Below are 22656 nucleotides of genomic sequence, written 5' to 3' on the forward strand. Positions count from 1 at the left end.
CGTTTGACCAGGCCCCGGCATCATACGACCGGAGACACGCCGATCCCGGCGTTCGCGGCGATCCCGCCGTTCGCGGCGATCCCGCCGTTCGCGCCGTTCGCGCCGTTCGCGCCGTTCGCGCCGTTCGCGCCGTTCGCGCCGTTCGCGGCGAAGGATCCGCCCGAAGTGCGTTACGCGCGGGCGATGGCGTAGAGGTCCCGGGCCGGACCGGTCGGGCGCTGCCCGCGCGGCCAGACCGCACGCAGCGGCCGTTCCAGCTCGAGCCCGGCCACGGTGGGCGACAACAGGATTCCCTCGGCCAGTTCACTCGCCACGGCCAGCGAGCTGAGCACGGCCGGACCCAGCCCGGTCGCCACGGCCGTCTTGATGGCGGTGGTCGAGGACAGCTCCAACAGGACGTCGGGCTGCCAGTCCGGGATGACGCGCCGCATGGCGCGCTCGAAGGAGATACGGGTGCCGGACCCGGACTCGCGGTAGATCAGCGGGGTCGCCGCGAGATCGTCGACGGTCAGTGCGGTGCGCCGAGCCCACCGGTGTCCGGGCGGGATCACCACCACGAGGCGGTCACGGCACACGATATGCCCCTCCAGATCGCGCGGCACCGTCGGACTCTCGACGAAGCCGATATCGACCCGCCCGTCCAGCACCGCGCGCACCACCTCGGCGGAGTTCCCGGATTCCAGGGCGATCGTGGTCGCGGGCTGCCGCGCGCGCAGCGACATCAACCACTTCGGGAACAGGTACTCGGCCGCGGTCTGGCTGGCCGCCACCTGGAGCCGGGAATCCCGCTCGGCCCGCAGCGAGTCGATCCCGGCGTCCAGGCGTGCGGCCGCGTCCACCACCTCGCGGGCCCAGGTGGCGATGAGCGATCCCGCGGCGGTCGGACGCGACCCCAGTGAGGTGCGCTCCAGCACCGGCACACCGACCAGTCGCTCGAGGTAGCGAATGCGGGAACTCGCCGAGGGCTGGCTGATGCCGTGCGCCTGCGCCGCACGCCCGAGACTGCCCAGTTCGATCACCGACAGCAACAGGTCGAGGGCGGCCACATCGGGCACTCGCGGCGACAGGGGCATAGAACGAGTCTATGGACCCATCGGCGGGCGACCGCTACCGGGGGCGCTGTGCCGGGCGCACGCTGGAGCCATGACCAGCACACTCCCCCGCCCCGCCGTGTTCCGCCCCCGGCACCGCACCCGGTCGGTGCGATGGACGCGGGTCGAGCGCTCCGACGCCTTCCGGCATATCGGGCCGAACTGGTTCGCCGCCGTCATGGGCACCGGCATCGTCGCCACCGCCGCGGTGACCCTGCCCTGGCAGCCGCACGGGCTGCGCGGGGCCGCCACCGCCGCCTGGGCGCTGGCCGCGGCGTTGCTCGTCGTGGTCGCCGGTGCCTTCGCCGTGCACTGGATGCGGCATCCCGAGGCGGCGCGGGCACACGGTCGCCATCCGGTCATGGCGCACTTCTACGGCGCACCGCCCATGGCGCTGCTGACCGTCGGCGCGGGCACCCTGCTGCTGGGTTCCGACGTGATCGGAATGCGGGCCGCGGTCGCCGTCGACTGGGTGCTGTGGTCGGCGGGGACCGTACTCGGTCTGCTGACCGCGCTGGTCATCCCCTATCGAATGATCAGCGGACAGCCCAGCCGCCCCGAGGCCGCGTTCGGTGGCTGGCTCATGCCGGTCGTGCCGCCCATGGTCTCCGCCGCCACCGGCGCGCTGCTGATCCCGCATCTCCCCGCTGGCCAACCGCGGTTGACCATGATGTTCGCCTGCCTGGCCATGTTCGGGCTGAGCCTCATCGCCGCCGTCATCACCATCACCCTGATCTGGTCGCGGCTGCTGCACCACGGTCCGCCCGCCGCGGAATCGGTGGCCACCGTGTGGATCGTGCTCGGCCCGCTGGGCCAGTCGGTGACCGCCGCCGGGATGCTCGCCAATGCCGCTCCGGTCGCGCTGCCGGATCCCTACGCCCGGGGCCTGCTCGTCTTCTCGGTGGTATTCGGCGTCGCCGTCTGGGGATTCGCCATGCTGTGGCTGGGTCTGGCGCTCGCGGTCACCCTCCGGCACCGCACGGTCATGCCCTTCAACCTCACCTGGTGGGGCTTCACCTTCCCGGTCGGTACCTGCGTCACCGGCAGCAGTGCACTGTATGCCCATACCGGGGCCGATCTCTTCGCCGTCGCCGCGGTGGGACTGTACGCGTTGCTGGTGGGCGCATGGGTCGTGGTCGCCGGACGCACCCTCGCCGGAATCCGCGCGGGCGAACTGCTCCGGCCGCCCGCTCCGGTAGCCGCCTGACCTGCGGCACACGGTGATTCGACAAGTGGCGATCGCGCCGGAACCCAATCGTTTCGGCGCACCACGCATTTCCGCACACTCTGCCGCCTTGCACTCGCTGCATCATTGCGGCGCGTGCCTTTCGGACCGGGCCGATGCGCCCGGCGGCATCCGCGCTCAGGCGCGGCGCGTCGGGCGGTTGTGGCTGTTCGGCCGCGGGCGCGGCTGCGGGCGCGCCGCCACCGTCGGGCGGTTCGCCCAGGACTCGAAGACGACCAGCGCCACGGCCGCCGCGATCAAGGCCAGCGCCACCGCCGTCGACTGCAAGATGACCACACAGATGGCGGCCGCTTCCAACAGCCCCAGCACCGGGGCCCACACGAAGAAGTCCGGCGTCCCGAAGGCCCGACCCTGCATTGATTCTCACCCACCATCCGGCTCGTGGCGGCGCGCCGCCGATTGTCCCGAGATGCTATCGGTGGTGCGGCGGCTTCACAGCGCTGGGGAATCCAGTTCGCTCACCAGCCACCGACCGTCCGCCTGCTCCTCCAGCGTCACGACCATCGGCAGGGTGAGGCTCTCCGACTCGACCGTCGCATTACCGCGCGTCTGCTTGGCGATGGCGATCGTGCGGGCGGTCGTGCCCGCCATCGATACGAAGCCGCAGTGCACCTCGTCGAGACGGCTGCTGACCTGAACATTCACCATCGCGTCGCGCAGCGCCCCGCTGCTTCCGGCGAACGACTCGTGCCACGATCCCGTGGTCGCGGCCAGCACGCTGTCGAAGTACGAGTCGAGATCGGTGTGGTCGTAGGTGCTCACCAATGTCACGAAGGCGCGGGTCGCCTCGACCGCCGCCTGTTCCCGGTCATCGACGTACTGAGCCTCGAGTACTTCCTGGCGCAAGGTGGTCGCGCTGTCCCGCTCGTCGGCGTACCGCGTGTAGGCCAGACCGGCCGCGCCGATCCCCGCGACCGCGACCATCGCGCAGACCATCGCCGTGACGATCGCGCCCACGGAACGCCGCGACCCCGCACTCGGCGGCGGGTACTGCCCCGGCCGCGCCCCTACGGGCGACCGACCGCCATCGTGCCCCATCCACCGCGTTGCCCCCGGATTCGGTTGCGGCGGTTGCGGAATCCGTTGCTCGTGCTCGGGTGTGGACATGCGGGGCTCCCCTCCGGTCGATAGTGGCGACATCGTAACCGCCGCCACCGACCGGCGACCCCCGCCGCTCCCCTCGCACGTAACACGTTGACCGCCAGTCCGATTCAGCAACCACAGAACAACGACGGGACTGTGCGATGAACGAGCCGCGCCCCTGGCCACGCTGGCTGCGGTGGGCGAGACAGCTACTGGGAGCGGCGGCCGCCGTGGCCCTGGTCACCGGCGCGTTCGCCATCCTCGCCCCCACCATCGACCACGATCGCCCCCAATCACCGATGTACCCGCTGCCACCGGTCGTGTCCAAGCCCCTCGACACCGGCCAATGGCCCGCCCATCGCAGCCCCGGCACGGAACTGCCCGAAATATCGGACGAAACCGAACGCTACCGCCGCCCCGCCCCCGCGCAACGCCCCACGGGCAGCCAGCCTTAACCATCCGGCACTCGGTACGGCGTCCGACGCAGCCCGTTCAACACCAGAGCGAACGCACCCTCTCCTACAGCGATGTCGCGCGCAAGGCATCGATCAGGATCGATATTCCGGTACAAGGTGGCAGCCTATCTCGAAGTGCCGGGTTCCGATATCGAAGGAAGCGAGAGTGAATGCCCTGAGTCTTGCTCGCCAACGCACGAATCGAAATATGACGAGCAGGCCGAAAGCACACGGAAGAATTGGATTCTCATGTGAAGCTGTTTGATTCACATTCTCTTTTCAATTCTGCCGCAATAGGTTTCGCGGTAGAATAGCTGTATGAATTCGGAGGGGGAAATCCAGCAGTGCGATTCCGCGCTCGCCGCACTGGCGACCGCGATCGACACACTGCTGGCCGAGGACCTGACCGGATTCACCGACACCGCATTCGCTGCCCGCATCCAGGGATTGGAAGCGTGTCGCCGTCGCCTCGAGACGGTAGGGCATCGACACGTGATCGAGATCAACGACCGACAGTTGTGGACCACGACCGGATCGGTGGGGTTGTACCGGTACCTGGTGGAAACCCTGCGGCTAGCGAAGGCCGATGCCGTCGCGCGGGTGAAGGGTGCCGCGCAGTTGGGAGTGATGACCAGTGCCTACGGGGAGAAGTGTGAACCCCGTTTGCCCGCTACCGCGGCCGCCCTGGCTGCGGGGGTGATCTCGGGGGATCATGCGCGGGCGGTGATGCGGGTGATGGACCGCATCCCCGACGCGGTCGACACCGAACACCGCGCGGTCGCCGAGGAACACCTCGCCGACGCCGCCCGCGCCGGGACGCCGGAGATAGTGGGCAAGGTCGGTGACCGAATCCTGGGTTATCTCGACCCCGACGGGACACTCACCACCGCCAAGGACCGCGCCCGCCTGCGGGCGGCGACGTTCGGGGAACAGCGCCTGGACGGGATGAGCCCGTTCCAGGGCTGTTTCGATCCCGAACTGCGGGCCATGGTCGACACGATATTCGCGAAATGGGCGCGGCCGGGCATGTGTATGCCCGACGACCCCGACAGCCCCCAACTCGGCGTGCATGATCCCGACGGGTTCGACCCGAACCGGTTGGCGGCCGCGGTCGGGCGTGATGTGCGCACTCCGGCGCAGCGGCGCCACGACGCATTGACAGCGTTCCTGTCCGCCAGCGGGCCGGACAACCTGGGCGCACATCGCGGCCTGCCGGTCTCGATCGTGCTGACGATGTCGGTCACCGACCTGCTGCGGGGTGCGGGGGTGGCGCGGGCGGCGTCGGGGACGACGATCCCGGTGCGGGAAGCGTGGCGGATGGCGCAGGGCTCGATCCCGCTGCTGCTGCTCTTCGACGAAACTCAAGGCAAGCCCCTGTATTTGGGAGAAGGCGCAAGGATCGCGTCGTCGTGGCAGCGGTTGGCCGCCATCGCCCGCGACCGTGGCTGCACCCACCCCGACTGTTCGGCTCCGGCGACGATGTGCGCGATGCATCACCTGATCCCGTGGGCGGCGAACGGCCCGACCGATATCGACAATCTCACTTTGGTGTGCGATGCCCATCATGCGCAGATCACCGCCGACCCGGAGGATCCGAGCGGGTGGGCCACCCACCGTGTCCCGGCTGGTGGCGTGGATGCGGGGCGGACGGCGTTCTGTCCACCGGTCTCGGTGGATCCGCGACGGCGACCGCGGGTGAATCGGTTCCATCACCCCGAACAGGTACTCGCCGTGAGCGTGAACCGCCGCCGCGCCCGGCTACTGGCCGACCGCACGAGCGTATCCCGCCGCCGGGAGTCTTACCCCGCGTGCGAGCCGCATGGTCGCGAATCCCTGCACCGCGAACCCGGTGGTGGTCGCGAGCTCGGCCACGGCGAACCCGGCGGCAGTCGCGAGCTCGGACACCGCGAACCCGGCGGCAGTCACGAGTACGGACACCGCGAACCCGGCGGCAGTCACGAGTACGGACACCGCGAACCCGGCGGCAGTCACGAATCCCAGCACCACAGATCCCGCCACGGCCACGAGTCCAGGTACCACGAATCCGGCCACGACCGCGAAGCCCGGCATCCTCGCGAACCCCAGCGCGCCCGCGAATAGTGCCGCCCCGCAAGGCCCTGGGTTCTCAGCGATTCGCACACCAGCAGCGCACCCGCACGGCGAATACCCGTGCCGCGCGGCGGAATTGGCCCTGCAACCAGGACCATCCGCCCTCTACACGCCCTGCGGAATCGCGAACACCACCTGCACCCGCTGCATGGACCACTCTTCATCGTGTACCAGGGCGGCCGTTCGCAGTGAGCGTCAGCGGTTCACCCCAAGGCGACCAGGAGACTCGTCACCGTCAGCGCCAGCGAGACGGGCGTCATGACGTAGCGCTCCGGCTTGCTTCGGGAGGCCGCGTACAACAGCGGACTCATGCCGCTGGCGATCCGCAAGCGCGCGGGGAGAACTCGCCGACCGCCGCCCCACGCGAACGCTCCACAAGGAGCCCCGCACGCCAGCGCGACCTGGCACACCGCGAGAACACTCAGCACGACGACGAAGGACACTGCCGCGATCACGGATAGCAGTGTAGTAACGAACCGAACCGATAATGAGGTTCGGCAAGAAGGAGGGATGGACGTGCGGGTCGACGGAACCATCGGCGTGCGGGCCGTGTGGACGGTATTCGCGCTCGTAGTGTGCGGCTACGGTTTCTTCGTCGCATCCGAGCCCTTCTATCAGGTGAGCACCTGCGAAATCATCAACGCCGATACCGCATGCACGAGTTCACTATTCGCCCATTACGGTTGGCGACTCGGAATTCTGATCGCCTGTTCGACCGCGATATCCGCGTTGCCCGCACTCAACCCGACCCGCACGGCAGAGTGGAGCGCTGCGGCCCTGCTGACCGTGGGGCTGATATCGCTGTCGGCAATTCTCGGCCTACCGGTGGCCTTGTACTACGCCCCCATCGTCGTCACGGCGCTGCTCTTGGCAGCCCTGCATGTCGGGGGCCGCTTTCACCGGTTGCGCGGGCCATGATCGACCGCGTCGATCTGTTCGCGCAGGATATCGCCGTGGCCCGCGTGCCGGGCGAATTCCTCGATCATGGCGAGCAGGGTCCACCGGAGGCTGATCGTGCCCTCCTGCGGGATGTCCCTTATGTCGTCGAGGTCGAAGTGGGCGGCGATCTCGCGGGATCGCTGGCTGGCGCGTTGGAATTCGGCGATGACGTCGGCCAGTGACTCGTCGGCGGTGACGGTGAAGGTGCCCTCGTCGCGGTGCGCGTAGCCGTCGCATTCGGATGCGTCGAGTCCAGCCCAGAAACGCTGGAACCAGATTCGTTCCGCGGCGGCGGCATGTTTGAGCAGGGAGATCGGCGTCGTCAGCGAGGTGACGAGTCGGCGGCGGGCGTCGGTGTCGGACAGGCCGCGCGCGGTCGCGATGAGTGCTTCGCGGTTGCGGTCGAGGGTGTTCTCGAGGAGCGTGCGTTCGACGCCATTCGTGATTCGGTGGGTGGTCATGGGTTCTCAACTCCGTTCTGTGGCAGCAAATGGCCCTCGATGGCGCGGCGTGACCGCTCAGCGGCCGATCGGGGGAGAAGGGAAGCATCCGGCGCTGGTGAACGACCGGGAGAGAGTTGCTCGCCGCGGATGGCGGACCGAGCGTGGGCGATATGCCTGCCTGAACCATACCTGGTTCCCAGCCTCGGTAGGCGCGAACCACCCACGAACCCCCGCTCTGCAACATGTTCTAATACATAAGGTTCGCCCGTAGAAGGAGTTGAGCGGATGACGGCGTTCTTCACCGTGGTCGACGGGCGTTATCGTGCCACCGAGATGGCGGAGAGCGCGTGGTCCGCTCGACAGTTGGCCGGGACGGCGGTGTGCGGGCTCTTGGCCCGCGAAGCCGAGTTCCATGCTCCGGCGGGGTTCCTTCCCGCGCGGTTCACCGCGGATCTGTTCCGCCCGGTGCTCAACGAACCGATCGACGTGCACGCCGAGGTGGTCCGCGACGGGAATCGGGTGCGAGTGGTCGATACGTCGATCGTGCAGCACGGCACCGTACACGCACGGGCGAGCGTGATGTACCTGGCGGTCACCGAGCCGCCGCCCGGGCAGGTGTGGGAACCGGTGCGGGATCTACCGGTTCCGGCGCGACGGCTGGCGGGTGAGCACGGCGATCCCCCGTTGTTCAAATCCGGATCCGCCGACTGGACCGGCGATTTCGCCTCCGGCCGCAACAGCGACCGTAAGAGCGTCTGGTACAACCTCCCCGCCCTGGTCGACGGCGAGCCCATTTCCCCGTTCCAGCGCGCCGCCTTCGTCGGCGACGCCACCAACCTCGTGTGCAACTGGGGCACCGACGGTGTCGGCTATATCAACAGCGATGTGACCGTCACCCTCGCCCGCCTCCCCGAAGGCCACGAGGTGGGACTCCGGGCCCGCGACCACGTTTCGGCCAACGGCATCGTCGTCGCCACCGCCACCATGTACGACCGCCACGGCCCCCTGGGCACAGCCGTCATCACCGGAATCTCGAACGCCCGCCGCCAGGTCGACATGGCCGCCTTCGCCGAATCCAGATCCATCCCGGCCCCGACCCTGCACTGAGTTACCGGACGAATTTCCGAAATTCGGTGGACCCGATGTCGGTCTGTGCGGATCATCGTCGGGTGACCATGAATCCGCAGGAACGTCTTCGGTTGATCGATCGGGTGGAGAACGCCGGGTCGGTGGCCGATGCGCTCTCGTGGGTGATGAATCTCGACGACTCCGATTCGCCCCGCGATGTGATCGACGCGTTGGGGCTGGCGCCGTTTCTCGGTGGGGAGCAGCCGCATGCGGTGTCGGTGCAGTTGGAGCATGTGAAGCCGGATGCGCCGTTGCGGCCCGAGGATGCGCGGGTGCTGCGGACCAGTGATGACGACGGCACCGAGGCGGTGCTGTCGGTCGGGACGGGGTGGACGCTGCGGGTGGTGCGGCGCAAGACCGGGAGTGCGTCGCTGGATGTGTGTGCCAGCAGTGCGGAACTGGCGCGTGCGGTCGTCGCGGCGTGCAGCGCCGACGCCACCGTCGAGCCGGAGCCGGATGCCAGTCGGGTGTCGATGGGCTTCTGGCACAACGGTGCTCATGGGCCGCAGCGGCGGGAGCGCACCATCACCGCCGACGCGTGGGCGGAGGTCGATCGCAACTACAGCGCCGATGTCGCGGCCGCACTGGGCCGACTGATGGCGATGCGGGCCGAGGAGGTCAGCGGGCGGCTGTTGCTGCTGCACGGGCCGCCCGGAACCGGGAAGACGTCCGCGCTGCGGGCATTGGCGCGGGAGTGGGCGGACTGGTGCCAGGTGGACTGCGTGCTCGACCCCGAGGTGCTGTTCTCCAATCCGGGCTACCTGATGGAGGTCGCCATCGGCGTGGACACCTACGACGAGAACAAGCGGCGCTGGCGGCTGCTCGTTCTCGAGGACTGCGACGAACTGATCCGCGGCTCCGCGAAGGAGACCACCGGACAGGGACTGTCGCGGCTGCTGAACCTGACCGACGGCATGCTCGGACAGGGTCGCGATGTGCTGGTGGCGATCACCACCAACGAGAACCTGTCCCGCCTGCACCCGGCCGTGGTGCGGCCGGGTCGATGCCTGGCCCAGCTGGAGGTCGGCCCGCTCGGGTTCGCGGAGGCCACCGCGTGGCTGGCGCGCGAACTCGGTGACCGCCCGCGGCCGGTGGTCGGCTCCGACGGCATGACCCTCGCGGAACTCATTGCCGCACGCGATGATACGGATCGCATCCAGGCCGTTCCCACAGCACCGACGGCGGGCGGCTACCTGTGAGCAGGTGTTGATCTTCCGCCTGTCGGCCCACCCGCCGCGCCGATCGTGGCACGGCGCGAACGCCCGTACCGCTCAGCGGCGCGCGGGCGGCTCGCAACAGCCGGGAACGCACGGTGCGCCGTTCGTAGTGCAGCCCAGGGCGGTCATCGCGCTCGAGCGCACGGGCTCGGCCCCACTCCGGTACTCCTCCACCAGCGCGGCGACCATTTCCGCGAAGCGCGGATCGGTACCGGGTGTGGCGGCCCGCGCGAACGCCATAACGTATTCGTCCGCGCGCGCCTTGGCCTCATTGTCCAGATCCCAGATCACCTCGAGGTGATCGGACACGAACCCCACCGGGCACACCACCACCGCGTCCGCCCCGCGTTCGTGCAGCGCATCGAGGTGATCGACGATATCCGGCTCCAGCCACGGCACCTGCGGCGGCCCGGACCGCGACTGCCACACCACATCGAATTCGTCGATGCCGACGGCCGCCGCCGCCAGCCGCGCCGCCTCGGCGACCTGCGCGCTGTACAGGCCGCTCTCCCCCGGCGGACCGGCGGCACGGTCGGCCGAGACCGGAATGGAATGCGCGGTGAACACCAGCCGCGCCCGATCCCGCCGATCGTCCGGCAATTCGCCCAGCGCCGCGCGAATTCCGTCGGCGACGGCCGCGATGAACAGCGGATGGTCGAAGAACTGACGCAGTTTCACCAGCTCCGGCGCATCCGCCACCGCCGCCCGCGCCCGCGCGATGTCCTCGTGATACTGACGGCACCCGGAATACCCACCCCATGCGGAGGTGGGGAAGACCAGCGCCGACCGGACACCGTCGGCGCGCATGCGCTCCACGGTCTCCTCGACCATCGGATGCCAGTTCCGATTGCCGAAATACACCGGCAGTTCGATACCGCGCGTGGCGAATTCGGCCTCGATCGCCTTGATCATGTCGCGATTGAGCGCATTGATCGGCGATACCCCGCCGAAGTGCATATAGTGCTCGGCGACTTCGGCGAGGCGTTCGGGTGGCACTCCCCTGCCCCGAGTGACGTTCTCCAGAAACGGCATCACGTCCTCGGGGCGCTCCGGGCCGCCGAAGGACAGCAGTAGCAGTGCGTCGACAGCCACGGATCCTCCTCGCCTATCGCAATCTCGCCTATCGCAATCCGGACTAGTCGCCGAAACCGTTCTCCGGGAACCAGGTGTTGTGCGACGCGCCGCCGTCCACGTAGATGATGGAACCGGTGGTGCCGGGCAGCCAGTCCGAGAGCAGCGCCGCGATGGACTTGGCGACCACGGTCGGATCGTCCACGTCCCAGCCGATGGGTGAGGCGCCGTCCCAGTAGGTGTTGAGCATGTTCAACTGCTTGGCGTCATCGGTGGCGGTGCCCGCGATGGCCTTGGCGGCCAGGGTCTTGATCGGGCCCGCGGCGATGAGGTTGGAGCGAATCCGCTTGGCCTCGCCCACTTCTCGCGCCACATACCGGTTCACCGATTCGAGCGCGGCCTTGGCCACGCCCATCCAGTTGTAGTACGGCATGGCGGTGCGCGGATCGAAGTCCATGCCCACGATGGAGCCGCCCTCGTTCATGACCGGCAGCACGGCGCGGGCCAGGGAGGCGTAGCTCCAGGCCGAGATCTCGAACGCCTTGGCCGCGTCCGGGCCGGGGCCCTGCAGGAACGGCACGGCTTCCGGACCCATGAGGGTCTTGGGCGCGAACGCGATGGAGTGCAGCACGCCGTCGATGCCCTCGGGAGCCAGTTCGCGCAGCTTGGCGGGCAGGTCGGCCAGGTTCACCTCGTCGGTGACATCGAGGCCGATGGCCGGGGGCACCTCCTGGGGCAGGCGCTTGGCGATGCGGTCGATCAGCCGCAGTCGCTCCGGAATACCGGTGATGATCACCTTCGCGCCCTGTTCCTGCGCGACCCGGGCCGCGTGGAAGGCGATCGACGAATCGGTGATGATGCCGGTGATGAGGACGGTTTTTCCGGCGAGCAGTCCACTCATGGGTTGGTCGGTTCTCCTCGTTGACAAGTATTGCGGGCCTGTGGGATCGGGAGCGGGCCTCAGTGGCCCATGCCCATGCCGCCGTCGACGGGGATGACGGCGCCGGAGACGTAGCGCGAATCCTCGGAGGCCAGAAAGCTCACCACCGCGGCGACATCCTCGGGCTGGCCGAGACGCTGAAGCGGAATGAACTTCTTCGCCATATCCCGCAGATCGTCCGGCAGCTCCGAGGTCATATCGGTCTCGATGAACCCGGGCGCGACGACGTTCGCGGTGATGCTGCGCGAACCCAGCTCACGGGTAACCGACCGCGCCAGACCGATGACGCCCGCCTTGGACGAGGCGTAGTTGATCTGACCGGCCTGACCGGCCATGCCGACCACGGACCCCAGGAAGATCATCCGCCCCCACTTGGCCCGCAGCATGGCGCGATTCGCGCGCTTGGCGCAGCGGAACGCACCGGTGAGGTTGGCGTCGATGACGCGGGTGAACTGTTCCTCGCTCATGCGCATGAGCAGCGTGTCGTCGGTGATGCCGGCATTCGCGACCAGCACCTCCACCGGACCCTGATGCTGTTCCACCTCGGTGAAGGCGGCATCCACCGACTCACTGTCGGTCACATCGCATTTCACGCCGAAGAGACCCTCCGGCACCCCCGACCCACGATGCGTGACGGCCACCTTGTGTCCGTCGGCGAGCAGACGCTGGGCGACCGCGAGTCCGATGCCGCGGTTACCGCCGGTCACCAGTACCGACCGGGAAGTGAAGTTCGACATATGAGTCAACCTATCTGTTCGTAGTGATGGCTCGGCGCGCGGTAGGCGAATTACGGCAGGCGCTGACGATAGACCAGAGCCGTCACGACGCCGGCGGCGGTCACCAGCATGCCGAGGATCAGCCACGGTCGGCTGGCATCGCCCATGGTCATCTCGTAGCCGATCTGCTGCTCCAGGGTGTCGTACACCTGGTTCAGTTCCTCCAGGCTGGACGCGGAATAGAACTCGCCGCCCGACAGCGTGGCGATCTCGTGCAGCGAATCGTCGTCCACGGGCACCCGCACCCGCTGTGCGCCCGTACCGTCCTGGTCCGGGATCTCGACCGTGCCCCAGGTGGTGCCGAAGGAGATGGTCGAGACCGGCACGCCCTTCTCCTTCGCCAGCCGCGCCGCGGTGAAGGCGTGCCGGGGATTGTCGACGTCCTTGTCGTCGGGCACGGTCTGCTTGCCGTCGGACATGAGCACGATGCGCGCGGGCGGCGGCGTCTCCGCGCCGCCCAGCACCGCAGCCAGGGTGTCGATGGATTGCAGCGCGGTGAGAATGCCCTCACCGGTGGCGGTGCGCTCGGACAGCTTGATGTTGTCGATGGCCGCCTTCACCGCCTCGCGCTTGGTGGTGGGCTGCATCTGCACCGAGGCGGTACCGGCGAAGGTCACCAGGCCCAGATTGATGCCGGGGGTGAGGCCGTCGGCGAACTCCTTGGCCGCCTGCTGCGCCACCTGGAGGCGGCTCGGCGGCACGTCGGTGGCCTCCATGGACAGCGAGACGTCCATGACCAGCACCACGGTCGCCCGGTTGCGCGGCACCTTCTGCGCCGCGGTGGGTCCGGCCGCCGCGACGGTCAGCGCCGTCAGGCCGACCAGCAGCAACGCGATCGGCACATGCCGCCCGACCCCGGGCCGTTTCGGCGCGACCTTCTCCAGCATCTCCATATTGGAGAAGGTCATGAGATGGCGTTGCCGCCGCCGCTGCGCCACCACATAGCCCAGCGCGAACGCCGCCACCACGAGGAGGAAGAACAGCCAGCCGATATGTTCGAAATTCGAGAGTGAGAAAGTCACTGGCGCGGCACCCGCCCGGAATTCGGGGCGCCGAAGGTATGGCGCCGGGTGGACACGAACCGGACCACATCGGCGATCCAGTCCCGATCGGTGCGCAGCGGCATCACGGGCGCGCCGCAGCCGCGCAGCGCGGTCTCGACCTGCTGGCGGTGTTGCTGCGCGGCGCGCGCGTAGTCGGCGCGCAGCGTGGGAGTCACGCTGAATTCGCGGGTGCGCCCGGTCTCCGGATCGTGCAGCACCACATCGCCGATATCCGGCAGTTCCAGGTCGCGCGGATCGAGGATTTCGACCCCGAGCAGATCGTGGCGGGCCGAAATGGCGCGCAGGCTGCGCTGCCAGTCGATATCGCCGAGGAAGTCCGAGATCACCACGGCCAGACCGCGTTTGCGCTGCGGTCGGCGCAACGACTCGATGGCGCCGCGCAGATCACCGCGCACCCCGTCGCGGGCGTGCGGGGTGGTGGCGATGGTGCGCAGCATGGATTGCGCGTGAATGCGCCCGGTGCGGGCGGGAATTCGAATGAGCCGCTCGCCGTTGGCGACCACCGCGCCGATCCGGTTGCCGCCACCGCTGGTGAGGTGGGTGACCGCCGCCGCGGCGGCGACGACGAGATCGCGCTTCTGGCACAGCGCGGTGCCGAAGTCCAGGCTGGCCGACAGGTCGATCACGAGCCAGGTCTCCAGCTCACGGTCGGCCACCATCTGGCGGACGTGCGGGTGGGTGGTGCGGGCGGTCACCGACCAATCCATCTGCCGCACATCGTCGCCCGGCTGATACATCCGGGCGTCGCCGGGTTCGGATCCCGGGCCGGGGATCAAGCCCAGGTGGTCGCCGTGCAGTACGCCGTCGAGGCGGCGGCGCACGGTGAGCTCGAGGGTTTTCAACGCCGCCGCGAGCTTCGGGTCGTCGAGACTGCCCGACCGGAACGAGGGCGGGGCATGGGAGCTGCCGCTGAGGTTCGACATCGTCACGGGCGCAACCGGTTCCGTGGCCACCTACTTCGGCTGCGGCTGGCCCGCGCCCGACATCTGGCCGTTGGGCGGCTGCGGCGCAGCCGGATGCTGCTGCGGCGCGCCGTGCGGAGCCATGCCGGGCTGCGGGGCGGGCATGGGGGTCTGCGGGCTGCCCGGCGCGACCGCCTGCGGGGCGACCTGCGGCAGGCCCACCGTCTGCAGCACCCGGCGGATCACGTCGTCGGGGCTGACCTCGTCGGCGAGCGCGTCGTAGGACAGCACCAGGCGGTGACGCAGCACATCCGGCACCACCTCGACCACATCCTGCGGCACCACGTAGTCGCGGCCGCGGATCAGGGCCACGGCGCGGGCGGCGGCGATGATGCCGAGGCTGGCGCGCGGCGAGGCGCCGTAGGCGATCCACCCGGCCACATCCTGCATACCGAAATCGGCGGGTTTGCGGGTCGCCGCGATCACCCGGACCACGTAGTCGACCAAGGCGTGGTGCACGAAGGTGTTGGCGGCCAGCTGCTGCAGGCGCACCAGTTCGGTGGGTTCGAGGATGCACTTGGGCTCCGGCGGGGTGACGCCCATCCGGTAGATGATCTCGCGCTCCTCCTCCACCGACGGGTAGTCCACGACCACCTTGAACAGGAAGCGGTCGCGCTGCGCCTCGGGCAGCGGGTAGACGCCCTCGCTCTCGATGGGGTTCTGCGTGGCCATGACCAGGAACGGGTTCGGCATCGGGTAGGTCTTGCCGCCGATGGAGACATGCCGCTCGGCCATCACCTCGAGCAGGGCCGACTGCACCTTGGCGGGTGCGCGGTTGATCTCGTCGGCGAGCACGAAGTTGGCGACGACCGGACCCAGCTCGGTGTCGAACTCCTCCTTGCCCTGCCGGTAGATGCGGGTACCGATGAGGTCGGTGGGCACCAGGTCGGGGGTGAACTGCACCCGGGAGAAACTGCCGCCGACCACCCGGGCGAAGGTTTCCACGGCGAGGGTCTTGGCGATACCGGGCACGCCCTCGAGCAGGACGTGTCCGCGCGCGAGCACACCGACGAGCAGGCGTTCGACCAGCCGATCCTGACCGACGATCACCCGCTTCACTTCATAGATCGCCTTTTCCAGGGTCTGGACATCGCGCTCGAGGGTGCTGGGTGCCGACGGCGACTCCTTCACCGTACTTACCGCGTTCACACCATCACTCGAAGTCACCAACATCCCCGCTTTCGCCTCGGTCTTGTGCGTGCTGGTCCCAACTATTCCAGGTATCGCGCGCCGGTGCCGCACCCGGTTCGGGAAGAGTCGCTGTTTTTTGCGAATCGACGGCTTCACTAGTGTTCGGATCGGGCGCCGATCGACGGCCCGTCCCGCCCGCAATTCGGTGTGCGATGGTTCTCAGGCCGCCGAGCGGGTGGCTTCGACGCGGCCGGTGATCCGAATGCGCGAGCCCGCCAGGACACCCGTATACGTGCGGCGGCCATGGGTGCGCTCGACACCGGTGGTGGATTCGGTGAGGCGCAGCGCGGCGGCCCACTCGCGCAGGTGCCGCTCGGTGGATTCGGGTTGGTCGCGCGGCGCGACCCGGCCGCGGAACTCCACCTCCTGATGCTCGGCGCAGGGCAGCGAATACACGCCCTGGTGCCAAACCCACACCAGCGGAGGGAGTTCCACGCCGGTCTCGGCCACCGCACGCGCGTTCACCGCCGCGGAGATCGCGTCGGCGACCTCCATCGTGAGCGAAATCGTCTGCGTCTCGGTCGGATAGCACGTCATACCGGGCACGGTCTCACCGATGCGCGCGAAATGCCTGTCACCGCAAGGTGCGCGTGTCCCGGCGCGGGCGGCACGGGGTCAGTCGGCGCTCTCCTCCACCGACACCACCATGCCGGTGGTCGCGTCGATCTGCACCTCGTATTCGGCGCCGGTGCGGGTCGCCACGTCGACCTCCCACGTCGGCGTTCCGTCGGCCATCTCCAGTTCGATGGACTGTACGGTCGCGCCCATCAGCGCGTCCTGGGCGGCCCGCAGCGCCTCCTGATCGCTGACCGCGGGCTGCACCGCGGGTACCGCGGCGGCGGGTGCGGCTGCCGCGCCGAGCGCGGCGGCGGCCAGCACCACACCGAACGAGAATCGGCGCAGGCCGTCGGTGCCGCGAGGAATCGTGACCGTCACGATGATGCTCCTTTGCTCGTACTCCGGGATTTCGCAGGCGCGGCGGGATCGATCTTTCGCGCCCTCGCGGACGGAACTACCACCGTCGCGGCGGTTCATGCGCGAACGTTCGGGAGGTTCGGCGGAAGCATCGTGGAAAGAAACATCGAGAAACGGCGACAGAACGGTCACGCGTGGGTACAGTTTTCGACACGTTCCCACACCGGACCGCCAGCGTCGGCGACTCCGGAGTTCGGGCGCTGTCGCTGATCTACCGAGGACGTGCTGTGTCGCTGCATCGAGAGACCTCCGGTTCCCTTTCCGTCCAGGACCTGCTCGGTGCGGTCGAGGCCGGAACATCCACCAGTCATCGCGCCGACTCCGGTTCGGGCGGATATGTCAGGGCCGTCGCGGGTGTGGCGGTGGCGGCGGGAGCGCTGCTCACCACGGTCGCCCAGCTGGCTCCGGCCGCCGCGGTCGCCGCTCCCCCGACGCCCGTCGACGAGGCCGATCCGGTCGCCGATCCGGTGCCGCTGGACATCCCGTCCGCACCCGAGCTGCTACAGGCCGCGGTGGACGCCACCGTCGCCGCGGTGACCAACCAGATGCCGCCCACCCCGACCGAGATCGCCCCGCCCGCGCAACCCGCTCCGGCACCGGCGGCCACGCCCTTCGGCCTGGCCGGGCTCCCGGCCGAGATCGCCGCACCGCTGGCGCAGGCCGAGCAGACCATCAAACAGCTCCAGCAGCAGTTCGCCCCCGCCGCGCCCGCTCCCGCACCCTTCATCGCCGCTCCTGCCGTACTGCCGGTGGGTGGCCAGATCAGCTCCGGATTCGGCAGCCGCTGGGGCGCGTTCCACTACGGCGTCGATATCGCCGACGCGCTGGGGACACCGATCCACTCGGCGCTGGGCGGCACCGTCGTGGAGGCCGGACCGGCCGACGGCTTCGGACTCTGGGTGCGTGTGCTCCAGGACGACGGCACCACCGCCGTCTACGGCCACGTCAACGACATCTACGTCGCCGAGGGCCAGCGGGTGAACGCGGGCGACGTGATCGCCACCGTCGGCAACCGCGGCCAGTCCACCGGCCCCCACCTGCACCTGGAGATCTGGGACCAGCACGGCAACAAGATCGACCCGGTCTCCTGGCTCGCCGCCAAGGGCGTACTCATGGAACAGCGCTGGGGCGCACACTGACCACACCGGAAGTGTCTCCCCTGCCCTGCGCCACTCCGCCCGCTCGCACGGAGTCATGCAGCCGCGCCAGCGCAGTAGCGCCGGGCGCCCACACACCTGAACTATGACCGAGGCGAAACGCTTTCATCTCGGTGCGCGGCACTACGGGTCGAAGAGATCGCGGGCAACTGGGACGGACTGTCGGACAGGGCCAACCTCACGGTTCCGCTTGGCCCGGCGGGCTGGATCTTCGTCGTAACTCCTCTCGGATGGGCCGCCCGTGGCAGCCGGACAAAGGGAAGCCAGGGACGTCGACGCGCTACCGATGGCGTTAATCGATGCCGGGTTCACGGCACGCCGTGTTCGCGGACGAGTTCCCGGAGATCAGCGGCGATGAGCTGTCGGGCCTTGCAGCGATTCCCCTGATCTATGGCGACTGCACAGCCGCCACGTGAACAGTAGAATACAGAACCGATCGCCTTCACCGACGAAGGTTCTGACACCGTCGCCCAGCAAAGCCGGTGATACACAGTGTCCACTGCACGCGCCCTGTGCTCTGTCTAATGAAATGGAGTTGTCATCCATCAGCATCGGCTGCCGGAGCTGTGTGCCCAGTTGACACGTACCCTCGAATCCTGCGTATTCCGGATATCCGATTGGGTCGATGGACGGTACCGGGGCGACACCATTGGCGCGCGGTCTCTCGCCACCGTCACTCGGATATACCGAGGAATCGACGTGACCAGCGCTGCTGCCCTCCGCGGTATCAGGATCTCCGCGATGGACTTCCCGATGCCCGGCCGTATGCAACATCGAGCCTCGCCTGTAACCAAGGAGGCCGCCGCCGACATTGCGGCCAAGCGCGAGTTCGTCGTCCGCCAGGTCGAGATGGCGAAGGTCGGTGTCACCAACCTGCTCCTTCTGGGCAGACGGCCCACCGCGGCGGACTGGGCCGCGGAACATAGACGCATTATCGTGCAGCGTGCGAATCTGCCGGCAAACGGGCGGCCCGAGCATCTGCGCACGCCGTTGACCGATGCCGATCGGATCGCGTTCAACGATTTCTTCGGTAGGAATATCCGCACTGAAGGCGGCGAACTCGATCCCGAGACAGGGTATTTCGTTGGTGGACAAGAGACCCCGCTCAGCATCACCTACGCGGAGGCCGGGCGGCGAGCCCACGCCCGATTCGGGGCTGGAAACGAGCACATCGAAGAACTGCAGAACACCGTTCGGCTGTCCGACGGGACGGTAATAGACTCGAATCGACTGGTCCGGGGTGAACGCTGGGAGGAAGTTTCGCGAGCGAAGGCCGCCGCACAAGCCGCGCTCGGCCAAGACGTGTCTACCTGGCGTATGACGCGGAATAGCCACGACATCGTATCGATACCAGCGACACAGGCCGATCGGGAACGAATGCGCCAGGATGCCTATACACAGCTGGCACAACCCGATTTCACCATCAGAAACTGGGCAGACGTCCAATACAAACTGAGCCTGGGGTGGGAGATGAGAGGCGGGACCGATGGGGCGGCCAGAACACTTGCGGCCGAGGCCGGAATGTTTCATCTGAATCGCGTGCCTGTCTACCCACACGATATCGATCTCCTCGCGATGACCATGGACCAAGACAAGTTCATCGACTACATCGTCGAGCACGACCGCAGCATGCGGGATCCGGCAGGAGAACCCGTGCTGAACCCTTAGAGCCAGATTCACCAAAGGCGACCACCGAGGTGTTGACGAATGTGGTCTACGAGGTCACCGGGGTTCTCGATGCCCTCAGTGGGGCGTAGCAGCGCCGCACCGCAGGGCTCGGCGTGGCGGAGACGCGCGGTTCCGCTATATTCACGGTCGCAGCTGGTTCGCCGGAGGTGGAGTCGAGGAGCCCCTTATCCGCCCGATGGCGTCGAGCCGAGGGACGCGCGTCCGCGCGGACCGAGGTGAAGAGGGAACCCGGTGGAATTCCGGGACTGTCCCGCAGCGGTGAGTGGGAACGACGGCCGTCACAGGCACTGGGCGCGCGCCCGGGAAGCGACGGCCGGTAGGTCCAGCCCCGGACTCCGACTCCGGGGTCGACCCGGGTCGGGTCGTCGCCCACGAGTCCGAAGACCTGCCGGTTGTGCCGGATACGCCGTATCCGGCGGCCGTCGCCTCGTGGATCGGGCGCTGCGCCGAGTGGGACCCGGGCACGGGAAGATGCTGCAGGGGCTCCGTCGGTGTGCGTTCGGTGCGGGTGGCGGCCATCGGCTGTCTACCTCACGAGGCGACTATGTATTCCCCCTCCGAACCGGGGCTCTCAGACGCGGGGCGTCCGGCCCGGATTTCGCCGATCACATCCGGTGTTCCCTCGGTCGTGCGGAGTCTGCGGCGGCATTCCGGGCCGCGGGTGCCGTTCTCGGTCGAATTCAATCCACCCCGTGACGCCGCGGGCGAGGCCCGGCTGTGGCGGGCGGTGCGCGAATTCGAGCGGATGCACCCGGCTTTCGTGTCGATGACCTACGGTGCCGGTGGCTCCACCAAGGACCGCACCGCGCGCATCACCGGCCAGTTGGCCCAGCAGACCACCCTGCTGCCGGTGGCGCACCTGACCGCGGTCGGCCTCAGCGTCGCCGAACTGCGCGCGCTGGTCGGCTCGTACGCCGATTGCGGAATCCGCAATATCCTGGTGCTGCGCGGGGATCCGCCCGGCGACCCGCTCGGCGAGTGGCACCGGCATCCCGACGGCGTCGAGTACGCTGAGGAGCTGGTGCGCATCGTGCGCGATCTCGGTGACTTCCACGTCGGCGTCGCATCCTTCCCGCAGGGGCACCACCGCTCCCCCGACCTGGACACCGACACCGCCTTCCTGGCCGCGAAACTGCGTGCGGGCGCGGATTACTCGATCACTCAGATGTTCTTCGACGTCGAACACTATCTGCGCCTGCGGGATCGGGTGCTGGCGGCCGATCCCGTGCAGGGCGCGAAACCGATCATCCCGGAGCTGATGCCGATCACCTCCATGCGCACCGTCGCGCGCGCCGAGGAACTCAGCGGCCGCGCGCTGCCCGCGGCCGTCCTGGACCGGCTGCGCCGGGCCGCGGGCGACGGCCCCGAGGAGAACCGCGCCGCGGTCCGCAGGGTCGGCATCGAGATCGCCACCGAGATGGCCCAGCGCCTCATCGATGAGGGCGCACCCTGCCTGCACTTCATCACCCTCAACTTCGCCAAGGCCACCACCGAGGTGCTGACGAATCTGGGCTACGAGGTCACCGCCGCCCCGCTGAGCGCCTGACCGTCCCCCGGTCCGCTGATCACCCGACGGTGGACGGCACGTACGGAATGTGCTGCGAGCTGTTGTCGTCCACCCGGATCGGGCGACCCAACTGCGGGAAGGCGCGCTGGGCGCAGTCGGTGCGCTCGCAGACCTTGCAGCCCGCGCCGATCGGCACGGCCGCGCTCGGATCGTCCACCGGCAGCGCGTGGGAGTAGACGAGCTTGTCCGCGTACGCCAGATCGCAGCCCAGCCCGATGGCGAAATCCCTTTTCGCGGAGAGGTATCCGGGCGTCTTCTCGTCGGTGGTGCGGGCCAGCCACAGGTAGTTGCGGCCGTCGGGCATCCGCGCGATCTGGGTGCGGATGCTGCCCGGGGTGGCGAACGCCTCGTGCACGACCCACAGCGGACAGCTGCCACCCACCCGGGAGAAGTGGAATGCGGTGGCGGACTGGCGTTTCGAGATGTTCCCGGCGCGGTCGGTGCGGACGAAGAAGAACGGCACCCCGCGTTTGCCGGGCCGCTGCAGGGTGGACAGGCGGTGGCAGACGGTCTCGAAGCCGACCTCGAATTGGGCGGCGAGCAGTTCGATGTCGTAGCGCAACGCTTCGGCGGCCGTCCAGAACCGGGTGTAGGGCAGGATGAGCGCACCGGCGAAGTAGTTGGCCAGGCCGATCCGCAGCAGTCCCCGCGACTGCTCCGGCATGGCGTCGGCCTCGTCGATGAGGTCGGCGATGACCGCTCCCTGGGTGAGGAAGGCCAACTGCGTGGCCAATTGGAAGGCACGCTGGCCGGTCGAGAGCCGACGTGCCAGGGTCAGCACGCGGTCATTCGGGTCATACACCCGTTTGGGGCCGGGATGATTCGGATCATCGGTGCGGATCGCGACCGTGATGCCGAACTCCTCTCGCAACAGGCGGGTCAGTTGCAGGTCGAGCCCGCCCGGCTGGAAACCGTTGCGCGTGAACAGTTCCTCAGCCGCGGTGTCGAGTGCGGGGATGTGATTGCGCCGGTCGTAGAAGTAGTCGCGCACATCCTCGTAGGGCATGGCCGTGGCGGAGTCGCCCCGGCCGCCGTCGATTTCGGCGGAGAAGCGCTCCATCTGCTCGGTGGCCCCGCGCAGGCGACGATGCAGGGAGACGAGCAGACGCGCCGCCGCCGGCACCCGGGCCACCAGATCGTCCATCTCGGCGGTGGTGATGGCGGCACCGTCGGGGTCCTCGGCGAAGACGTCCTGGAGGTCGGCGATGAGCCGGGCGTCGGTGTCGGCGGCGAAGAAGCCCATATCCAGATCGAAGCGGGAGTTCAGGCGCAGCAGTACCGGCACGGTCAGCGGTCGTTGATCGTGCTCGAGCTGATTGATGTAGCTCACGGATAGCTCCAGGGCCTTGGCCAGCGCCGACTGGGAAAGTCCCCGCTGTTCCCGGAGCGTGCGCAGTCGCGCGCCCGCATACATCTTCTGCATGCCCTCAATTTAGCAGCCTCGCTTTACACAACTTTCACACTTTCACCGCCGCGCTTACACAAAAATAGGCATTTGCGGGGGATTTCCATGTCCGCGCTGCCTGTATAGCGTGCGAAATATCCCGATGAAC

24 protein-coding genes and 1 riboswitch are annotated in these 22656 nt (G+C 68.3%); of the genes, 10 read left to right on the plus strand and 14 right to left on the minus strand.

Translation table 11 applies throughout. The annotated features are described in order from the left end of the window. Positions 1 to 3: 3 nt before the first annotated feature. Positions 4 to 192: a hypothetical protein gene (locus QJS31_RS00630; RefSeq protein ID WP_282786453.1), complete on the plus strand. Its 189-nt coding sequence runs from the start codon at positions 4 to 6 to the stop codon at positions 190 to 192. Here the strand turns inward: QJS31_RS00630 and QJS31_RS00635 are convergent. Next, positions 171 to 1073 carry a LysR family transcriptional regulator gene (locus QJS31_RS00635; protein WP_306355698.1) on the minus strand — a complete coding sequence of 301 codons (903 nt, stop codon included), beginning with the start codon at positions 1071 to 1073 and terminating at the stop codon, positions 171 to 173. The genes QJS31_RS00630 and QJS31_RS00635 overlap by 22 nt on opposite strands. A 70-nt stretch (positions 1074 to 1143) precedes the next feature. On the opposite strand from QJS31_RS00635, the gene QJS31_RS00640 reads away from it, so the two are divergent. Further along, a complete protein-coding gene (locus QJS31_RS00640; protein WP_306355699.1) occupies positions 1144 to 2298 on the plus strand; it encodes a TDT family transporter in 1155 nt (384 codons plus the stop codon). A gap of 156 nt (positions 2299 to 2454) precedes the next feature. Here QJS31_RS00640 and QJS31_RS00645 read toward each other — a convergent pair whose 3' ends face one another. After that, positions 2455 to 2694 (minus strand): hypothetical protein, encoded by a 240-nt coding sequence (locus tag QJS31_RS00645; RefSeq protein WP_143981136.1) that lies wholly within the window; start codon positions 2692 to 2694, stop codon positions 2455 to 2457. Positions 2695 to 2769: 75 nt separating this feature from the next. Continuing rightward, entirely contained in the window at positions 2770 to 3261 is a 492-nt protein-coding gene (locus QJS31_RS00650; RefSeq protein WP_306355700.1) for a hypothetical protein, read from the minus strand. 320 nt (positions 3262 to 3581) lie between these two features. On the opposite strand from QJS31_RS00650, the gene QJS31_RS00655 reads away from it, so the two are divergent. Beyond that, positions 3582 to 3875 (plus strand): hypothetical protein, encoded by a 294-nt coding sequence (locus QJS31_RS00655; protein ID WP_282786205.1) that lies wholly within the window; start codon positions 3582 to 3584, stop codon positions 3873 to 3875. A 318-nt stretch (positions 3876 to 4193) separates the two neighbouring features. Beyond that, a complete protein-coding gene (locus QJS31_RS00660; RefSeq protein ID WP_306355701.1) occupies positions 4194 to 5975 on the plus strand; it encodes an HNH endonuclease signature motif containing protein in 1782 nt (593 codons plus the stop codon). Positions 5976 to 6187: 212 nt separating this feature from the next. On the opposite strand, the gene QJS31_RS00665 is transcribed toward QJS31_RS00660, so the two are convergent. Then, on the minus strand, positions 6188 to 6439 hold the full coding sequence (locus QJS31_RS00665) for a hypothetical protein (RefSeq protein ID WP_282784570.1): 252 nt from the start codon (positions 6437 to 6439) through the stop codon (positions 6188 to 6190). Between the two features lie 55 nt (positions 6440 to 6494). Between QJS31_RS00665 and QJS31_RS00670 the strand changes: the two genes are divergently transcribed. After that, the gene (locus QJS31_RS00670; protein WP_282784568.1) at positions 6495 to 6902 is read left to right on the plus strand and encodes a hypothetical protein; all 408 of its coding nucleotides are present in this window, start codon (positions 6495 to 6497) and stop codon (positions 6900 to 6902) included. On the opposite strand, the gene QJS31_RS00675 is transcribed toward QJS31_RS00670, so the two are convergent. Continuing rightward, positions 6881 to 7384, minus strand: coding sequence for a DinB family protein (locus tag QJS31_RS00675; RefSeq protein WP_306355702.1), 504 nt, complete (start codon positions 7382 to 7384; stop codon positions 6881 to 6883). The two genes, QJS31_RS00670 and QJS31_RS00675, sit on opposite strands and share 22 nt — an antisense overlap. 267 nt (positions 7385 to 7651) lie before the next feature. Here QJS31_RS00675 and QJS31_RS00680 point away from each other — a divergent pair, with 267 nt between their 5' ends. Together QJS31_RS00680 and QJS31_RS00685 are read left to right on the plus strand one after the other, a co-directional pair. Next, the gene (locus tag QJS31_RS00680) at positions 7652 to 8473 is read left to right on the plus strand and encodes a thioesterase family protein (RefSeq protein ID WP_306355703.1); all 822 of its coding nucleotides are present in this window, start codon (positions 7652 to 7654) and stop codon (positions 8471 to 8473) included. Between the two features lie 68 nt (positions 8474 to 8541). Continuing rightward, entirely contained in the window at positions 8542 to 9693 is a 1152-nt protein-coding gene (locus QJS31_RS00685; protein ID WP_306355901.1) for a DUF5925 domain-containing protein, read from the plus strand. 72 nt (positions 9694 to 9765) lie between these two features. Here the strand turns inward: QJS31_RS00685 and QJS31_RS00690 are convergent, their stop codons facing one another. The 8 genes from QJS31_RS00690 to QJS31_RS00725 form a co-directional block, all read right to left on the minus strand. Beyond that, positions 9766 to 10803 carry a ferrochelatase gene (locus QJS31_RS00690; RefSeq protein ID WP_306355704.1) on the minus strand — a complete coding sequence of 346 codons (1038 nt, stop codon included), beginning with the start codon at positions 10801 to 10803 and terminating at the stop codon, positions 9766 to 9768. A 43-nt stretch (positions 10804 to 10846) separates the two neighbouring features. Then, positions 10847 to 11683: an NADH-dependent enoyl-ACP reductase InhA gene (gene inhA, locus QJS31_RS00695; protein ID WP_029928678.1), complete on the minus strand. Its 837-nt coding sequence runs from the start codon at positions 11681 to 11683 to the stop codon at positions 10847 to 10849. A gap of 59 nt (positions 11684 to 11742) precedes the next feature. After that, a complete protein-coding gene (gene fabG1 / locus QJS31_RS00700; RefSeq protein ID WP_029928679.1) occupies positions 11743 to 12459 on the minus strand; it encodes a 3-oxoacyl-ACP reductase FabG1 in 717 nt (238 codons plus the stop codon). 50 nt (positions 12460 to 12509) lie between these two features. Next, positions 12510 to 13520 carry a VWA domain-containing protein gene (locus tag QJS31_RS00705; protein ID WP_282784557.1) on the minus strand — a complete coding sequence of 337 codons (1011 nt, stop codon included), beginning with the start codon at positions 13518 to 13520 and terminating at the stop codon, positions 12510 to 12512. Next, positions 13517 to 14485 carry a DUF58 domain-containing protein gene (locus tag QJS31_RS00710; RefSeq protein WP_282784574.1) on the minus strand — a complete coding sequence of 323 codons (969 nt, stop codon included), beginning with the start codon at positions 14483 to 14485 and terminating at the stop codon, positions 13517 to 13519. The genes QJS31_RS00705 and QJS31_RS00710 overlap by 4 nt, the downstream gene beginning before the upstream one ends. A gap of 30 nt (positions 14486 to 14515) precedes the next feature. Continuing rightward, entirely contained in the window at positions 14516 to 15697 is a 1182-nt protein-coding gene (locus QJS31_RS00715) for a MoxR family ATPase (protein WP_306355705.1), read from the minus strand. 177 nt (positions 15698 to 15874) lie between these two features. Then, a complete protein-coding gene (locus QJS31_RS00720; RefSeq protein WP_306355706.1) occupies positions 15875 to 16252 on the minus strand; it encodes a hypothetical protein in 378 nt (125 codons plus the stop codon). Positions 16253 to 16330: 78 nt separating this feature from the next. Continuing rightward, the gene (locus tag QJS31_RS00725; protein WP_306355707.1) at positions 16331 to 16651 is read right to left on the minus strand and encodes a PepSY domain-containing protein; all 321 of its coding nucleotides are present in this window, start codon (positions 16649 to 16651) and stop codon (positions 16331 to 16333) included. Between the two features lie 266 nt (positions 16652 to 16917). Between QJS31_RS00725 and QJS31_RS00730 the strand changes: the two genes are divergently transcribed. From QJS31_RS00730 to QJS31_RS00740, 3 genes are all read left to right on the plus strand, one after another. Then, entirely contained in the window at positions 16918 to 17829 is a 912-nt protein-coding gene (locus QJS31_RS00730; RefSeq protein ID WP_306355708.1) for a M23 family metallopeptidase, read from the plus strand. A 717-nt stretch (positions 17830 to 18546) separates the two neighbouring features. Next, a complete protein-coding gene (locus tag QJS31_RS00735; RefSeq protein WP_282779926.1) occupies positions 18547 to 19515 on the plus strand; it encodes a hypothetical protein in 969 nt (322 codons plus the stop codon). 237 nt (positions 19516 to 19752) lie between these two features. Continuing rightward, positions 19753 to 19923: riboswitch (cobalamin riboswitch) on the plus strand. 157 nt (positions 19924 to 20080) lie between these two features. Then, entirely contained in the window at positions 20081 to 21082 is a 1002-nt protein-coding gene (locus QJS31_RS00740) for a methylenetetrahydrofolate reductase (protein WP_372341522.1), read from the plus strand. A 19-nt stretch (positions 21083 to 21101) separates the two neighbouring features. Here the strand turns inward: QJS31_RS00740 and QJS31_RS00745 are convergent, their stop codons facing one another. Then, positions 21102 to 22526 (minus strand): short-chain fatty acyl-CoA regulator family protein, encoded by a 1425-nt coding sequence (locus QJS31_RS00745; protein ID WP_282779922.1) that lies wholly within the window; start codon positions 22524 to 22526, stop codon positions 21102 to 21104. Positions 22527 to 22656: the final 130 nt, after the last annotated feature.

This window comes from Nocardia sp. CC213A (genome assembly GCF_030766805.1).
Lineage (GTDB): Bacteria > Actinomycetota > Actinomycetes > Mycobacteriales > Mycobacteriaceae > Nocardia > Nocardia otitidiscaviarum.

Excerpts from the sequence above, each read along its gene's own strand:
- QJS31_RS00635 (WP_306355698.1), bottom strand. The coding sequence starts at position 1,073 with ATGCCCCTGTCGCCGCGAGTGCCCGATGTGGCCGCCCTCGACCTGTTG.
- QJS31_RS00640 (WP_306355699.1), top strand. The coding sequence starts at position 1,144 with ATGACCAGCACACTCCCCCGCCCCGCCGTGTTCCGCCCCCGGCACCGC.
- QJS31_RS00645 (WP_143981136.1), bottom strand. The coding sequence starts at position 2,694 with ATGCAGGGTCGGGCCTTCGGGACGCCGGACTTCTTCGTGTGGGCCCCG.
- QJS31_RS00650 (WP_306355700.1), bottom strand. The coding sequence starts at position 3,261 with ATGGTCGCGGTCGCGGGGATCGGCGCGGCCGGTCTGGCCTACACGCGG.
- QJS31_RS00655 (WP_282786205.1), top strand. The coding sequence starts at position 3,582 with ATGAACGAGCCGCGCCCCTGGCCACGCTGGCTGCGGTGGGCGAGACAG.
- QJS31_RS00660 (WP_306355701.1), top strand. The coding sequence starts at position 4,194 with ATGAATTCGGAGGGGGAAATCCAGCAGTGCGATTCCGCGCTCGCCGCA.
- QJS31_RS00670 (WP_282784568.1), top strand. The coding sequence starts at position 6,495 with ATGGACGTGCGGGTCGACGGAACCATCGGCGTGCGGGCCGTGTGGACG.
- QJS31_RS00675 (WP_306355702.1), bottom strand. The coding sequence starts at position 7,384 with ATGACCACCCACCGAATCACGAATGGCGTCGAACGCACGCTCCTCGAG.
- QJS31_RS00680 (WP_306355703.1), top strand. The coding sequence starts at position 7,652 with ATGACGGCGTTCTTCACCGTGGTCGACGGGCGTTATCGTGCCACCGAG.
- QJS31_RS00685 (WP_306355901.1), top strand. The coding sequence starts at position 8,542 with ATGAATCCGCAGGAACGTCTTCGGTTGATCGATCGGGTGGAGAACGCC.
- inhA (WP_029928678.1), bottom strand. The coding sequence starts at position 11,683 with ATGAGTGGACTGCTCGCCGGAAAAACCGTCCTCATCACCGGCATCATC.
- fabG1 (WP_029928679.1), bottom strand. The coding sequence starts at position 12,459 with ATGTCGAACTTCACTTCCCGGTCGGTACTGGTGACCGGCGGTAACCGC.
- QJS31_RS00710 (WP_282784574.1), bottom strand. The coding sequence starts at position 14,485 with ATGTCGAACCTCAGCGGCAGCTCCCATGCCCCGCCCTCGTTCCGGTCG.
- QJS31_RS00715 (WP_306355705.1), bottom strand. The coding sequence starts at position 15,697 with ATGTTGGTGACTTCGAGTGATGGTGTGAACGCGGTAAGTACGGTGAAG.
- QJS31_RS00720 (WP_306355706.1), bottom strand. The coding sequence starts at position 16,252 with ATGACGTGCTATCCGACCGAGACGCAGACGATTTCGCTCACGATGGAG.
- QJS31_RS00740 (WP_372341522.1), top strand. The coding sequence starts at position 20,081 with ATGTATTCCCCCTCCGAACCGGGGCTCTCAGACGCGGGGCGTCCGGCC.
- QJS31_RS00745 (WP_282779922.1), bottom strand. The coding sequence starts at position 22,526 with ATGCAGAAGATGTATGCGGGCGCGCGACTGCGCACGCTCCGGGAACAG.